This is a genomic window from Dyella sp. Tek66A03 (assembly GCF_052567735.1).
The window spans coordinates 4,026,645-4,040,811 of record NZ_CP199584.1 but is presented as its reverse complement, the minus strand read 5'-3'; the positions used below and the strand labels follow the sequence as shown (position 1 = coordinate 4,040,811).

The window sequence follows — 14,167 nt, the reverse complement described above, 5'->3', positions numbered from 1 at the left end:
TTAGTGGTGCAGGTCACGCGACACGGCGTGACCGAGCGTGCGCGAAAGCTGCGTGACCAGCACGTGCGCCAGGGCGCCAATGCCTACATACAGCGCGGTGGTGCCGAGGAACGGCAGATACCAGTCGCCCAGGTTCTCGAACCACGCACTGAAGCTGCGCGGCAGCGGCACGCTGTTGCTGAGCCAGTAGAAGCTGCCGTTGGAGAGCACGTAGCAAACCAGCTGGCTGACCAGCAGCGCGACGGCCGCCAGACCCAGGGTCGACATGCTCAGGCCGCGCTGGTGGCGCGCCAGCCAGCTCCCGCCCATCCACAAGCTGAGGTAGGCGGGAATCAGGAACCAATAGGCCACCGATACGCAGTAGTGGCTCCAGAAGTCGATGCCCTGACCGTTGATCACCAGGTAATCGGTCAGTACGGCACCGGCCATGAGCAGCGGAAACGCCCAACGAAAGGATCCACGCAGCCAGAACCCGGCCAGGAAGAACACGGCCCACGACGCATCGCGCACATCATGATTGAACAGCGAAAGGTGAATACGAGTGGCGGCCATCACCAGGGCGAGTGCCAGGAAGATGCCTAGCCGCTGGGTTTGCGTCATAGCCATGAGTTGCTCCGTCTGATACGCCAAATGCAGACGCCAAGTCTATCCCAAATAGGGATGAGCCAACGGCCCTCGAGCGGGGGCTGGCATGGGGTCCGGTCGCTTCAGCGCGTATCATCCCCCGCCATGATTACCTCATCTGATCACGTCGGCCCGACGACTACAGCGCGACAGCCGGTCCTCATCATTGGCGGTGGCCTGGTGGGCGCCAGCCTGGCCATCGCGCTCGACGTGGCCGGTATCGAAGCCGTCATGGTCGAGGCCGCCGCGCCACGCGTCGGGGAGCAGCCCAGCTACGATGAACGCAATCTCGCGCTGGCCCGGGCTACCGTGAACGGTCTCTCGGCGATCGGCGTATGGCCATATGCCGCGCCTCAGGCGACTCCGATTCGTCACATCCACGTCACGCGTGCCGGCGAATTCGGCAGCGTCCAGCTGGATGCCGCGAAGCATGGTGTCGACGCATTGGGCTGGACCTTGCCCGCACGCGAACTCGGCGCGGCGCTGCTGCGTCGCCTGGATGAGTGCCGACACCTAAGGCGCCTGGCTCCTGCGCGCTTGGAGGCGGCGGAGCCACTGGCCCAGGGTTGGCGGGCACGCATCCGCACCCCCGATGGCTTGATGGAAATCGACACGCCGCTGCTGGTCGGCGCGGATGGTACCGCCTCGTTCGTGCGCGACCAGGTCGGTATCGGCAGCGAACGTCATGACTACCAGCAGACCCTGTTCGTCTGCACGATCACACCGGAGCGCGACCACGCCAACCGCGCGTACGAGCGCTTCGCCGACAGTGGCCCGATTGCGCTGCTGCCGCTAACAGAACGCCGCTGCGGCCTGGTGCTTACCGTTCCACGCCAGGACGCTGACGCCGTCGCTGCGCTGGACGATGAGGATTTCGTCGCCTTGGCCCAGCAGCGGTTTGGTTGGCGCCTGGGTCGCTTGAGTCGGCCCGGCAAGCGCCATGCTTATCCCATCCATCGGGTGGCGGCGAGCGCGCTGGTCGCGCCCAGGGCGGTGCTGGTAGGCAATGCCGCCCAGACCATTCATCCGATTGGCGCACAGGGCTTCAACCTGGGCCTGCGCGATGCGCTGACACTGGCAGAGTTGGTGGCTGGTGTCGCCGATCCCGGGACTCAGGACTTGCTGGAGCGCTATGCGGCGCGTCGTGCGGCTGATCGAGAGGGCACGATGGCGATGAGCCACGGTCTCGTGCAGTTGGCCTGCCTGGCACAACCATGGCTCGGGCCGTTGCGTTCCATGGCCATGCTGGCGCTCGATCGCCTGCCGCCCGTGCAGCGTTTGCTGGCCAAGCGGGGCATGGGGTTTCGCGCCGATCCGCCGCGCGCGGTGCTGGAGCGACTGCCATGAGCGCGACAGCCCTGATGCGAGGCGAGTCCTCCCGCCGTCGCGGACCTGCCTTGGACGTAGCGGTTGTCGGCGGCGGCATGGTGGGGGCCGCTACCGCGTTGGCGCTGGCGCGCGCGGGTTTCGCCACGGCCTTGCTTGAAGCTCGAGCTCCGTTGCCGTGGTCGGCCCAGGACGAAGTTGATCTGCGCGTGGTTGGCCTTGCGCCTTCGTCCGTCGCATTGCTTGACGAACTCGATGTATGGACGTCCATTCGCGAATCGCGCGCAAGCCCCTATGCGCACATGCACGTGTGGGATGCGGCGACGGGTGCCGCCATCCATTTCGATGCAGCCACCGAGGGGCGCGATCTGCTCGGCTACATCGTAGAGAACAATCTGGTGCAGTGGACGTTGTGGCAGGCGCTGGAACATGCAGGCGTGCGCCGGCTGTGCCCGGCGCAGGTGAAGGGCTTCGACGTGCTTGAAGATCGCGTGCAGCTGGAGCTTGCCGGCGGCGAGGCGTTGTCCGCGCGCCTGCTGGTGGCCGCCGACGGCGCCGCTTCACCGCTGCGCGCACTGGCCGGTATCGAGACGCAGGGGCGCGACTACGCCCAGCGCGGCGTGGTGGCACATGTCACCACCGAACGCGCTCACGAGGGTACGGCGTGGCAGCGTTTTCTGGAGACTGGCCCGCTGGCGCTGTTGCCCTTGGCGGACGGGCGCAGCTCGATCGTGTGGTCGCTGCCTGAAGCCGAGGCGCAGCGCGTCATGGCACTAGGCGACCAGGCATTTCTTGATGAACTGGGCGTCGCCAGCGATTTCCGTCTGGGCCGTGTGATGGGCAGCACGCCGCGCGCGGCCTTCCCGCTCCGGTTGCAGCTGGCTAAAAGCTACCAGGCCGAACGATTCGTGCTGTTGGGTGATGCCGCGCATGCCGTGCATCCGTTGGCCGGGCAGGGCGTGAACCTGGGGCTGCGGGACGTCACTGAGCTGCGCGACACCCTGGTGGCTGCGCGCGACGCGGGCCGTGACATCGCTGCCAGCCACGTGCTGCGTGGATACGCGCGCCGCCGACGCAGTGCCGACACGCTCGACGCGCTGGGCTTTGACGCGCTCGCGCGCATCTATAGCTGGCAGTTGCCGCCACTGGTGGCCGCACGCGGCCTGGGTGTGCGCCTGCTCGATCGGTTGTCCCCCATCAAACGTCGGTTGGCGGAGCACGCTGCCGGTCTTTGACTGTTTTTAACCTGCAACGAGGAGTGGAAGCCATGCGTATTGCCCGACTTTGTTGTGCGCTGTTGTTGTCCGGATTGGCCTTCGCCGCCCAGGCGAAGATGGTGCACAAACCGGTGGAATGGACGCAGGACGGCACGCGGTTCCATAGCGTGCTGGTCTATGACGATGCGGTGACGGCCAAGCGCCCGGGCCTGGTGATGGTGCCGAACTGGTATGGCGTCAATGATCTTGCGCTGAAGAAGGCCGAGGGCATTGCCGGCAAGGACTACGTCATCCTGGTGACCGATATGTATGGCGAAAAGGTGCGGCCGACCAACGACGACCAGGCGATGGCGGCGGTGAAGGTGCTGTACGGCGATCGCGCCTTGATGCGTACCCGCGTCAACCTTGCGCTGGATCAGCTGAAGGCACAGGCCAAGGACGCCCCCATCGATCTTTCCAAGCTGGCGGCGATCGGCTTCTGCTTCGGCGGTTCGGCCGTGCTCGACCTGGCGCGCAGCGGTGCCGATATTGCCGCCGTGGTGTCGTTCCATGGTGGGCTGCAAACCGATGACCCAGCGCTGGCCAAGCAGATCAAGGCGCGCGTGCTGGTGATGAACGGCGCCGACGACAAGGGCACCATGCCCGACGCGGACAAGTTCATGGACGAGATGCGCGGCAGCAAGGCCGACTGGCAGTTCGTAGTGCTCGGCAACACGGTGCATTGCTTTACCGAAACCGATCAGCACAAACCCGGCTGTGCCTATGACGAGCGGGCGGCCCAGCGCAGCTATCGCATGATGCAGGACTGGCTGCACGGGGCGTTTACCGGCACGCCGTGAAGTTAGACCGATCGCGTGCACCTCGGTGGAGGTGCACGTGGTCATCGGGGAGATCAGTAGTCGCGCTGTACCGAGTAGTCGGCCAGGGCAGCCAGGGCGTCGCGCCAGGGCGATTCGGGCAGCTCGCCCAGCGCATGGCGTGCGGCATTGGCATGCGCCACGGCGCGCTCGTGCGTGCGCTCCAGTGCACCGGAATCGCGAATGGCGCCGATGATGCGATCGAGCGAATCGAGGCCGCCGTGCTCGATGGCATGGCGCAGCGATTGCGTCTGCTCGGCGTCGGCGCTCTGCAAGGCGTAGATCAGCGGCAAGGTGGGCTTGCCTTCGGCCAGGTCGTCGCCCACGTTCTTGCCCATGGTGCCGGCGTCCGAGACGTAGTCGAGCAGGTCGTCGGCGATCTGGAAGGCATAGCCAAGCTCCATGCCATAACGGCGGAGCGCGCTGACCTGATGCTCGGGCAGGCCGCCGAGCAGGCCGCCCAGTTCGGTGGCAGCGGCGAACAGCACGGCCGTCTTGCGTTCGATCACGGCCAGGTAAGAGGCCTCGTCGACGTCGGCATTGCCGATATTGAGCAGCTGCAGCACCTCGCCTTCGGCGATGGTGTTGGTGGTGTCGGCCAGGATGCGCATGATGCGCATATTGTTCAATTCGACCATCAGCTGGAACGAACGCGAGTACAGAAAGTCGCCGACCAGCACGCTGGCGGCGTTGCCCCACAGCGCATTGGCGGTCTTGCGGCCACGGCGCAGGTCCGACTCGTCCACCACGTCGTCGTGCAGCAGGGTGGAGGTGTGGATGAACTCGATCACCGCCGCCAGCTTGATGTGCTGGTCGCCGTGGTAGCCGGCCGCGCCGGCCGCCAGGACATGCAGCATCGGCCGCAAGCGCTTGCCGCCACTGGCAATAATGTGGTCCGCGATCTGGTTGATCAGCACCACGCCCGAGGACAGACGGGCCCGGATCAAGGTGTCGACGCGCTGCATATCACCGGCAGCGAGCGCTCGTACGGCGGCATAATCGGCGGAGCGGCGAGTGTCGGTAGAAGTCGTTGTCATGATTGGGTCAAGGCTTCGTATCCGCCGATTATAAGGAAATGGCGGCGCAAGAATGCCACGCGACACGCGACCACAGTTTGACGGATGGGGCGAAACGTATAATGACGGGATAGCCCGTCCTTACAAGATCCCATTCGGTGAGCAAACTCTCCCCTCTCGAGCGGCGCAGCGCGCTGACCCTCGCTTGCGTCATCAGCCTGCGCTTGTTCGGCCTGTTTCTGATCATGCCGGTGTTCTCGCTGTATGCGAAACAGCTGCCGGACGCCACGCCGTGGCTGATTGGGCTGGCCCTGGGCGTTTACGGCCTGGGCCAGGTGCTGCTGCAGATCCCGCTGGGCCTGCTGTCGGACCGGATCGGACGCAAGCCCGCGATTACCCTCGGATTGCTGGTGTTCGCCGGCGGCGGCTTGTTGGCGGCATCTTCACACAGCCTGATGGGCATCGTAATCGGGCGGGCATTGCAGGGCATGGGGGCGGTGGCCGGGGCCGGTACCGCGTTGGCCGCGGATCTGACCCGCGAGGAGAACCGCAGCAAGGTGATGGGCATCATCGGCGTGTCGATCGGCGTGGCTTTTCTGCTGGCGCTGATCCTGGGGCCGCCGCTGGAAGCGATTGATGGCCTTTCCGGCCTGTTTGCCGCGACCTCCATCCTCGCGCTGGCGGCGCTGGTGCTGCTGTGGCTGATCGTACCCACGCCGGAGCGGCGCAAGGCGCCGGCCGCCGCGGCTCTGGGTAGTGTGCTGTCGATGCTGCGTGACGGCCGCATGCTGGTCCTGAATGGCTCGGTGTTTTTCCTACACATGTTGCTCACGGCCAGCTTCGTCGGCTTGCCCCTGCTCCTGGCTGACCGCCTGCACCTGCCGGTGAACCGCCATTGGGAGCTTTACCTGCCGGTGATGGTGATTGCCGCCTTCGTGATGGGCGCCTGCCTGCACCGTATGCGCAAGGTGGCGCAGAGCCTGCGCATCGTGGCGGCATGCGTGGTGGCGATTGGCCTGGGGCTGCTGGGCTTCGCCTGGTCCGGCGACCATCTGGCCGTCCTGGGTGTGGCGGCGGCGGTGTTTTTCTCGGCTTTCAATTTGCTGGAGGCGGCGCTGCCGAGTCTGGTCTCCCAGCTGGCGCCCAGCCACATGCGCGGGGCCGCCATGGGGGCCTATTCCACCAGTCAATTTCTGGGTGCCTTTGTCGGCGGCGCGGTAGGTGGCGTGGCGCTTGGGCAGCTGGGTACGGGTGGGGTGTTTATCTGCGCGGCCGCGATGACCCTGGTATGGCTGCCGCTGGTGCTGATTGGCGGTCGTCGCGTGGCTGGGTCGGACGCGCCCATGGCAGGGGCGCTGCAGGCGTCGTCGGGGGCCTGACACCGCCGCGGGCCCGAGCGCAAAATGGATTGCGTTTGGACCCGCTCGCCCCAATCATCGGGGAGCTGCACCGCCCATACCGGCCGGGTTCTTGGCCGGGCGAGGTTTCCCGCCCATGGCTCATCACATCGTCGAGCTGATTGCGCAATACGGCCTGCTGCTGGTCTTCATCAATGTGCTGGTCGAACAGGCCGGTGCGCCGGTGCCGGCCGTGCCAACCATGATCGTGGCCGGTGCCCTGGCCGCCGCGGACCGGTTGCCCCTGAGTGGGGTCTTGGCGGTGGCGGTGGTGGCCTGTCTAGTGGCCGACTTTGCCTGGTATGCGGCGGGCCGCTATTACGGCGGCGGGGTCATGCGCACGTTGTGCCGCATCTCGCTTTCACCCGATTCGTGTGTGAAGCAGTCGGAGCTGCGCTTCCAGCGCTGGCGAGGCGGCATGTTGCTGTTGGCCAAGTTCGTGCCGGGGCTTTCCACCGTGGCGCCGCCACTGGTCGGGGCAATGGGCCTGCGGGCCGCTCCGTTCGCGCTGTTCGATGGCCTGGGCTCACTATTGTGGGTCGGCGTCGCGGTGAGCCTGGGTTATGTGTTCGCCAGCCAGATCGACGACGTGCTCCAGGCGCTGGCCAATGCCGGCAGCATTGCCCTGCTGTTGCTGGGGTGCCTGCTGGCCCTCTATATCACCGCCAAGTGGTGGCAGCGCCATCGCCTGCTGCGGACCTTGCGCATGGCGCGGATCACGGTGGAAGAACTCAACCAGGCCTTCACCGATGGCCGCATGCCAGCGGTGGTCGATGTGCGCTCATCCGCGGCGCGCATGGTGGATACGCGAATCATCCCTGGGGCCTTGCTGGCCGACGTGAACAGCGTTGACCGCATCATCGAAGCCGTACCCATCGACAGCGAGCTGGTGATTTATTGCAGCTGTCCGAACGAGGCCTCTGCTGCGGTCGTGGCCAAGGCGCTGATGGCCCAGGGTTACACCCGGGTGCGCCCCTTGCTGGGCGGCCTTGACGCCTGGGACCACGCCGGACTCCCGATCCATCGTCTGGTCATGGTCGACGATACGGTCATGACCACCACGGCCTAAGCAGCAAATTTTTACGCGTTCTATACGCCCCCGGGGTCATTCGCTACCCCTTTCTTATGCGCCAGTTCCGACAATTCGCACCGTTGATTAATACGGTGAGTCGGTACCCATGGACGCCATCTATCTCTTGTTCTCCTTCGTGCTGTTTGCGGCAGCACTCGGCTTTCTGCTGATCTGCGACCGGTTGGGTCGACGCCCCTGATTGCCGGCCGTCGCCCGCGCGGCGACGCATTCCCTGGCTCACCCTTCCTCTGCGGGAGATCTCCCATGAACGTCATCTATATCTTGGCCGCCGTCATCGCGGTGGCCCTGGCGGGGTATTTGTGCGTAGCCCTGCTCAAGCCGGAGTGGTTTGAATGACTACCTTCGACTTCTTCCAGGTGGTGCTTTACCTGGCCGTGCTGCTGGTGCTGATCAAGCCGGTCGGCAGCTATATGGCGCTGGCGTTTTCCGAAACGCCCAACCGCGTGACGCGCTTCGGCGGCGGGGTGGAGCGCCTGCTCTACCGGATCGCCGGCGTACACGCCGACGAGCAGATGGGCTGGCGCCGTTACGCGATCGCCATGCTGACGTTCAATATCGTCGGCATGCTGGCCGTATACGTATTGCAGCGCACGCAGCAGTGGCTGCCGCTCAATCCGCAACACTTTGGTGCGGTGACACCCGACTCGGCGATCAATACCGCCATCAGCTTCATCACCAACACCAACTGGCAGGGCTACGGCGGCGAAAGCACCATGAGCTACCTGACCCAGATGCTCGGCCTGGCGGTGCAGAACTTCCTTTCCGCAGCGACGGGCATCGCGGTGTTGCTGGCGGTAGTGCGTGGCTTCACCCGTCGGAGTGCCAACAGCGTCGGCAACTTCTGGGTGGACATGACGCGCAGCACGCTCTACGTGCTGATGCCGTTCTCGCTGCTGATGGCGTTGCTGCTGGTATCGCAGGGCGTGGTGCAGAACTTCTCGGCTTATGTGGACGTGCCGGTGGCTCAGGTCACCCGCATGACCGAGACCGTCAAGGATGCCGCTGGCAATCCATTGAAGGACGCGGCGGGCCGCGATGTCACCCATGAATCGAAAGTGACGACGCAGACCTTGCCGATGGGCCCCGCCGCCTCGCAGATCGCGATCAAGCAGCTCGGTACCAATGGCGGCGGTTTCTTCAACGCAAACTCCGCGCATCCTTTTGAGAACCCCACGCCCTTCAGCAATTTCCTGGAGATGCTGGCGATCTTCCTGATACCCGGTGGCCTCTGTTACACCTTCGGCAGCATGGTCGGCGACCGGCGGCAGGGCTGGGCAATCCTCGCCACCATGCTGCTGATCTTTATACCGCTGGCCTACGGCGCCATTGCCGCCGAGCAGGCGGGCAACCCGGCCTTGCATGGCCTGGCCGTGGATCAGCATGCCTCCGCGCTGCAGGCGGGCGGCAATATGGAAGGCAAGGAAACGCGCTTCGGCATCGCTGCCAGCGGCTTGTTCGCCACCATCACCACGGCAGCATCGTGTGGTGCGGTGAACTCCATGCACGATTCCATGACACCGCTTGGTGGCCTTGTACCCATGTGGCTTATCCAGCTAGGCGAAGTCGTGTTCGGCGGTGTGGGCTCAGGTCTCTACGGCATGCTCGCCTTTGCCGTGGTGGCGGTATTCATTGCTGGCTTGATGGTGGGCCGCACGCCGGAGTACCTCGGCAAGAAGATCGAGGCACACGAGATGAAGATGGCCAGCCTTGCCGTACTGGTGCCGTGTGCCCTGGTGGTGATCTGCACGGCCATCGCGGCGATGACTCCGGCGGGCGCAGCTGGCGTGTCCAATCCTGGCGCCCACGGCTTCAGCCAGATGCTCTACGCCGTCTCCTCAGCCTCCAATAACAATGGCAGTGCGTTTGGCGGTCTGTCGGCCAACACACCGTTCTGGAACGTGCTGCTGAGCGTGTGCATGTACCTGTCGCGCTTCCTGCTGGCGATCGCCATGCTGGCCATGGCCGGTTCGCTGGCGGCCAAGCGCCATGTGCCACCTTCGGCCGGCACGCTGCCCACCCACACGCCGCTGTTCGTCACCCTGCTTGCCTGCGTGGTGATCGTGGTCGGCGCGCTGACTTTCCTGCCGGCGCTTGCACTGGGGCCGGTTGCCGAATTCCTGATGTCGGCCCATTGACGGGACACTGATTCATGACGACGACGCATACTCATGTACACGCGGTACGGACGTTCGACCGCGATTTGATCCTCAAGGCTGTCGCGGACTCGTTCCGCAAGCTGTCGCCGCGGTTGCAGTTCCGCAATCCGGTGATGTTCGTGGTGTTCGTGTGCAGCGTGCTGACCACGTTGTTGTGGGTGCAGGGGCTGACGGGGCACGGCGAGGCGCCGACGGCATTCATCTTCTGGGTCACCCTCTGGTTGTGGTTCACCCTGTTGTTCGCGAACTTCGCTGAAGCCCTGGCCGAAGGCCGCGGCAAGGCGCAGGCGGCGGCGTTGCGCAGTTCGCGCAAGGATGTCATGGCGAAGCGCTTGAACAGCCCCCACCGCGATGCATCGATTACCTTCACCCCATCGTCCGAACTACGCGTCGGCCACTTGGTCCTGGTGGAAGCGGGCGAACAAATGCCGGGCGATGGCGAGGTGGTCGTCGGTGCGGCGAGCGTGGATGAAAGTGCCATCACCGGTGAATCCGCGCCGGTCATCCGTGAATCGGGCGGTGACCGCAGTGCGGTCACGGGAGGCACGCGCGTGCTGTCGGATTGGCTGGTGGTGCGCATCACCAGCAATCCGGGCGAGAGCTTCCTGGATCGCATGATCGCCATGGTGGAAGGCGCTTCGCGTCGCAAGACGCCGAACGAGATCGCGCTGACCATCCTGCTGGCGAAGTTCACGCTGATCTTCCTGCTGGCCTGCGCCACCTTGCTGCCGTATTCCATCTACAGCGTGAAGGCGGCGGGTGCGGGCAATCCGATCACCATTACGGTGCTTGTCGCCCTGCTGGTCTGCCTGATTCCCACCACTATCGGTGCGCTGCTGTCGGCCATCGGCATTGCCGGCATGGATCGCATGATCCGGGCCAACGTCATCGCCACCTCGGGTCGTGCGGTGGAAGCGGCGGGCGACGTCGATGTGCTGTTGCTCGACAAGACCGGCACCATCACGCTGGGCAACCGCCAGGCGGTGGCCTTCCTGCCCGCGCCGGGCATCGAGGAAAGCATCCTTGCCGATGCCGCTCAGCTCGCTTCGCTCGCCGACGAAACGCCGGAAGGTCGCAGCATCGTGGTGCTGGCCAAGGAGCGGTTCGGCTTGCGCGAACGGCAGTTGGAAGAAGGCCATGCGGAGTTCGTGCCGTTCACTGCGCAGACGCGCATGAGTGGCGTGAACATCGGCGAGCGCCTGATCCGCAAGGGTGCGCTCGACTCAGTGGAGCGCTACCTCGAAGCCAGCGGCAGCCACCTGCCTCCGCTGGTCAAGCATATGGCCGAGGACATCGCACGTCGTGGCGCCACGCCGCTGATCGTGACCGAAGGTTCCACCGCGCTGGGCGTGATCGAGCTGAAGGACATCGTGAAGGGCGGCATCCGCGAGCGTTTCGCCGAGATGCGCCGGATGGGCATCAAGACGGTGATGATCACCGGTGACAACCCGCTCACCGCCGCGGCGATTGCTGCCGAGGCCGGTGTTGATGACTTCCTCGCCGAAGCCACGCCGGAAGCGAAGCTCAAGCTGATCCGCAAGATCCAGGCCGAGAACCGACTGGTCGCAATGTGCGGTGATGGTACGAATGACGCGCCGGCGCTGGCTCAGGCCGACGTCGCCGTGGCGATGAACACCGGCACGCAGGCGGCCAAGGAAGCCGGCAACATGGTCGACCTGGATTCCAATCCGACCAAGTTGATCGAGGTGGTGGAGATCGGCAAGCAGATGCTGATCACGCGCGGTGCGCTCACCACGTTCTCCATTTCCAACGACGTGGCCAAGTATTTCGCCATCATTCCGGCGGCATTCGCCACCACCTATCCGGCGCTCAATACGCTCAACGTGATGAGGCTGGCCACACCGCAGAGTGCCATCCTGTCGGCCGTGATATTCAACGCGCTCATCATCATCTTTCTCATTCCCTTGGCGCTGAAAGGCGTGAAATACCGTGCGCTTGGAGCAGGTGCGCTGTTGCGCCGCAATCTACTGGTTTACGGCCTGGGCGGCATCGCGGTGCCGTTCATCGGAATCAAATTGATCGACATGCTGCTGGTCCTGTGCGGACTGGCCTGAAGCGAGAGGTTTAGATCATGCAGACGCTCAAGCTTTCCGTTTCCCTACCCGACGATACCCATCCGGAAATGGAGCTACGCCTATCCACCGATGATTCCGCCTGTGACGTGGTGATCGCCTTGCCATTGAACTCGCCGCGAACAGTCAAGGTAGACAGGATCAATGATGCCGAGGCGCCCTGCAGCGCCCAGGACGATTACGTGCTCGGCGGCTACGCCGGCATCTGAAGTCGATACCTGGAGGCATCGACGTTTTACAGCCCCCAACAACCCCACAAGAAAGGACGGCTCGCATCGGGCCGAATGTCAGGAACACTTATGGTTTCGAAGAAGATTCTTTCGTTTGCAGTTCTGCTTGCACTGGCCCCGGCCAGCGAAGTACTGGCGTCAACGACGGACGTTTCATCCGCCGCTTCTGCTGCCGATGTCGGCAACGTGGCGCCTTCGGCGCCGGCGGCGGGTAGTGCCGATTGTTCAAGAGGCTTCTTTTCACGTTTGGGCTCGGCTTACCGTGAGGACGCCCAGCCGTCCGACCCCAATGCGCCCGCGCCCGCCCGTCGCGCCATGGATGCGCCACTCAATTCGCCGCCGTTCCCCAACTCGGAATGGCAGCTCGGCGGCGTTGCTGCGCCCATCGGCGTTCCCGTCGCATACGGCCAGTATCCGCTGCAGAAAGCGCTCTCCTGCACCAAGCTCGGCAACTGGATGGAGCGCAACAGGATCGAGATCAACGGCTGGATCAATCCCTCGGCCAACCTGAGTTCGTCCAGTCACAGCAACTTTCCGCTCTCCTATGCGACGCGGCCGAACCGGGTGGAATTCGATCAGTTCGTCACCAATATCACGCGCGTCGAAGACACCGTCCAGACGGATCACTTGGACTGGGGTTTCAACATCTCGAATCTGTATGGTTATGACTACCACTACACCGTGACCAAGGGTGTTTTCAGCAATCAATTGCTGAACAACCCGAGGCCCAACAGCGCACTGAATGGCAAGGTCTACGGTGACGATCCGATGCTGTTCTACGCCGATCTCTACATCCCGTGGGTCGCCGAGGGCATGGTCGTCCGCGTCGGTCGCTGGCTGTCGCTGCCGGATATCGAGGCCCAGTTCGCGCCGCAGAACTATCTGGTCACGCATTCGATCCTCTATACGGTCGACCCGTACACCCAGACCGGCGTGATGACCACCACCAAGCTCAGCAGCCAGTGGACGTTCCAGATCGGCATCAATGCAAGCAACGACGTTGCGCCCTGGAATTCGTCGGCGCGACCCTCACTGCAGACCTGCGTGCGCTGGGTATCGGCGGACAACAACGACATGCTCTACCCCTGCATCAATAATGTGAACAAGTCCGACTACAACTACAACAACGTGCAGATGTACGTGATGACCTGGGGTCATCGCTTCAACAGCAGTGTGCATATGCAGACTGAGGCCTATCGCATGTACGGTCGCAACATCCCCGGCTTCGGCCCGTACGGCACCCCGGGCGTCGCGGGCTCCTCGCCGGTCGCGGGCACCGCAGGCGAATTCGGCATCGTCAACTACCTCAACTTCGAGTTGAACTCGAACAACATGATGTCGTTCCGCAACGAGTACTACGACGACGAGAAGGGACAGCGCACGGGCTTCGCTACGCGCTATACCAGCCACACGCTGGGCCTGACGCATTGGGTGTCACAGGATCTGGAGATTCGTCCCGAACTGCGTTACGAGCACTCGTACGACGTGAATGCCTACGACAAGGGCACCAAGAACTACCAGGTCGTCGGTCTGATCGACGCGATCCTTCACTACTGAGGTCATGATTATGAGCAGGCTCTTACGCAACGCGGTGGGGATGCTGTTGCTGATGACGGTGATCACCGGCATCGCCTATCCGCTGGTGGTTACCGGACTGGCCCAGGTGCTGTTCCCCTCGCAGGCGAACGGCAGCCTGATCGTGAAAGACGGCAGGCCGATCGGCTCTACCCTGATCGGCCAGTCCTTCACCGAACCGAAGTACTTCTGGGGACGCCCTTCGGCGACCACGCCCCAGGCCAACAACGGCACGGCGTCGAACGGCTCCAACCTGGGGCCGAGCAATCCGGCGCTTACCGATGCGGTGAAACAGCGGATCGACACGTTGCGCGCCGCCGATCCGGGTAACACCGCGCCGGTGCCGGTGGATCTGGTCACGGCCTCGGGTAGCGGTCTCGATCCGGAGATCTCGCCGGCGGCGGCGGCCTATCAGGTATCGCGTGTGGCCAAGGCGCGCGGCCTGAGCGAGTCGCAGGTACAAGCGCTGGTCACCATGGCCACCAGTGGTCGCCAGTTCGGTATGCTCGGCGAACCGCGGGTGAACGTGCTCAAGCTCAATCTGGAGCTCGATGGCCATTGAGGCCTAACGTAATGTCCGACC

13 protein-coding genes are annotated in these 14,167 nt (G+C 64.1%); 11 read left to right on the top strand and 2 right to left on the bottom strand.

The features are described from left to right. Complete coding sequence (locus ACT01B_RS18045) at positions 1-606, bottom strand: hypothetical protein (RefSeq protein WP_445144587.1); 606 nt, start codon at positions 604-606, stop codon at positions 1-3. 123 nt (positions 607-729) lie between these two features. Between ACT01B_RS18045 and ubiH the strand changes: the two genes are divergently transcribed. Genes ubiH through ACT01B_RS18030 form a run of 3 tightly spaced genes read left to right on the top strand, consistent with a single transcriptional unit; the run spans position 730 to position 4,006 of the window. After that, positions 730-1,971, top strand: a complete 1,242-nt coding sequence (gene ubiH, locus ACT01B_RS18040) for a 2-octaprenyl-6-methoxyphenyl hydroxylase (protein WP_445144586.1) — start codon at positions 730-732, stop codon at positions 1,969-1,971. After that, positions 1,968-3,185 carry a UbiH/UbiF/VisC/COQ6 family ubiquinone biosynthesis hydroxylase gene (locus tag ACT01B_RS18035; protein ID WP_445144585.1) on the top strand — a complete coding sequence of 406 codons (1,218 nt, stop codon included), beginning with the start codon at positions 1,968-1,970 and terminating at the stop codon, positions 3,183-3,185. Before ubiH ends, ACT01B_RS18035 begins: the two co-directional genes overlap by 4 nt. 32 nt (positions 3,186-3,217) lie before the next feature. Next, on the top strand, positions 3,218-4,006 hold the full coding sequence (locus tag ACT01B_RS18030) for a dienelactone hydrolase family protein (protein ID WP_445144584.1): 789 nt from the start codon (positions 3,218-3,220) through the stop codon (positions 4,004-4,006). Between the two features lie 53 nt (positions 4,007-4,059). Here the strand turns inward: ACT01B_RS18030 and ACT01B_RS18025 are convergent, their stop codons facing one another. Then, positions 4,060-5,061, bottom strand: a complete 1,002-nt coding sequence (locus ACT01B_RS18025) for a polyprenyl synthetase family protein (RefSeq protein ID WP_445144583.1) — start codon at positions 5,059-5,061, stop codon at positions 4,060-4,062. Positions 5,062-5,198: 137 nt separating this feature from the next. On the opposite strand from ACT01B_RS18025, the gene ACT01B_RS18020 reads away from it, so the two are divergent. From ACT01B_RS18020 to kdpC, 8 genes are all read left to right on the top strand, one after another. After that, complete coding sequence (locus ACT01B_RS18020) at positions 5,199-6,419, top strand: MFS transporter (RefSeq protein WP_445144582.1); 1,221 nt, start codon at positions 5,199-5,201, stop codon at positions 6,417-6,419. A 115-nt stretch (positions 6,420-6,534) separates the two neighbouring features. Beyond that, positions 6,535-7,506 carry a DedA family protein/thiosulfate sulfurtransferase GlpE gene (locus ACT01B_RS18015; protein WP_445144581.1) on the top strand — a complete coding sequence of 324 codons (972 nt, stop codon included), beginning with the start codon at positions 6,535-6,537 and terminating at the stop codon, positions 7,504-7,506. Between the two features lie 267 nt (positions 7,507-7,773). Continuing rightward, positions 7,774-7,866, top strand: a complete 93-nt coding sequence (gene kdpF / locus ACT01B_RS18010; protein ID WP_445144580.1) for a K(+)-transporting ATPase subunit F — start codon at positions 7,774-7,776, stop codon at positions 7,864-7,866. After that, complete coding sequence (kdpA, locus tag ACT01B_RS18005) at positions 7,863-9,665, top strand: potassium-transporting ATPase subunit KdpA (protein ID WP_445144579.1); 1,803 nt, start codon at positions 7,863-7,865, stop codon at positions 9,663-9,665. The genes kdpF and kdpA overlap by 4 nt, the downstream gene beginning before the upstream one ends. 14 nt (positions 9,666-9,679) lie before the next feature. Then, the gene (gene kdpB / locus ACT01B_RS18000; RefSeq protein ID WP_445144578.1) at positions 9,680-11,761 is read left to right on the top strand and encodes a potassium-transporting ATPase subunit KdpB; all 2,082 of its coding nucleotides are present in this window, start codon (positions 9,680-9,682) and stop codon (positions 11,759-11,761) included. 17 nt (positions 11,762-11,778) lie between these two features. Continuing rightward, on the top strand, positions 11,779-11,988 hold the full coding sequence (locus ACT01B_RS17995; protein WP_445144577.1) for a hypothetical protein: 210 nt from the start codon (positions 11,779-11,781) through the stop codon (positions 11,986-11,988). Between the two features lie 90 nt (positions 11,989-12,078). Further along, positions 12,079-13,566 carry an outer membrane beta-barrel protein gene (locus ACT01B_RS17990; RefSeq protein ID WP_445144576.1) on the top strand — a complete coding sequence of 496 codons (1,488 nt, stop codon included), beginning with the start codon at positions 12,079-12,081 and terminating at the stop codon, positions 13,564-13,566. Between the two features lie 10 nt (positions 13,567-13,576). After that, positions 13,577-14,146: a potassium-transporting ATPase subunit KdpC gene (gene kdpC / locus ACT01B_RS17985; protein ID WP_445144575.1), complete on the top strand. Its 570-nt coding sequence runs from the start codon at positions 13,577-13,579 to the stop codon at positions 14,144-14,146. Positions 14,147-14,167 lie beyond the last annotated feature (21 nt).

Bases quoted from the DNA above. Each gene is read 5' to 3' on its own strand.
- ACT01B_RS17995 (WP_445144577.1), top strand. From the start codon at position 11,779: ATGCAGACGCTCAAGCTTTCCGTTTCCCTACCCGACGATACCCATCCG.
- ACT01B_RS18015 (WP_445144581.1), top strand. From the start codon at position 6,535: ATGGCTCATCACATCGTCGAGCTGATTGCGCAATACGGCCTGCTGCTG.
- kdpF (WP_445144580.1), top strand. From the start codon at position 7,774: ATGAACGTCATCTATATCTTGGCCGCCGTCATCGCGGTGGCCCTGGCG.
- ubiH (WP_445144586.1), top strand. From the start codon at position 730: ATGATTACCTCATCTGATCACGTCGGCCCGACGACTACAGCGCGACAG.
- ACT01B_RS18045 (WP_445144587.1), bottom strand. From the start codon at position 606: ATGGCTATGACGCAAACCCAGCGGCTAGGCATCTTCCTGGCACTCGCC.
- ACT01B_RS18025 (WP_445144583.1), bottom strand. From the start codon at position 5,061: ATGACAACGACTTCTACCGACACTCGCCGCTCCGCCGATTATGCCGCC.
- ACT01B_RS18030 (WP_445144584.1), top strand. From the start codon at position 3,218: ATGCGTATTGCCCGACTTTGTTGTGCGCTGTTGTTGTCCGGATTGGCC.
- kdpA (WP_445144579.1), top strand. From the start codon at position 7,863: ATGACTACCTTCGACTTCTTCCAGGTGGTGCTTTACCTGGCCGTGCTG.
- ACT01B_RS17990 (WP_445144576.1), top strand. From the start codon at position 12,079: ATGGTTTCGAAGAAGATTCTTTCGTTTGCAGTTCTGCTTGCACTGGCC.
- ACT01B_RS18035 (WP_445144585.1), top strand. From the start codon at position 1,968: ATGAGCGCGACAGCCCTGATGCGAGGCGAGTCCTCCCGCCGTCGCGGA.
- kdpB (WP_445144578.1), top strand. From the start codon at position 9,680: ATGACGACGACGCATACTCATGTACACGCGGTACGGACGTTCGACCGC.
- kdpC (WP_445144575.1), top strand. From the start codon at position 13,577: ATGAGCAGGCTCTTACGCAACGCGGTGGGGATGCTGTTGCTGATGACG.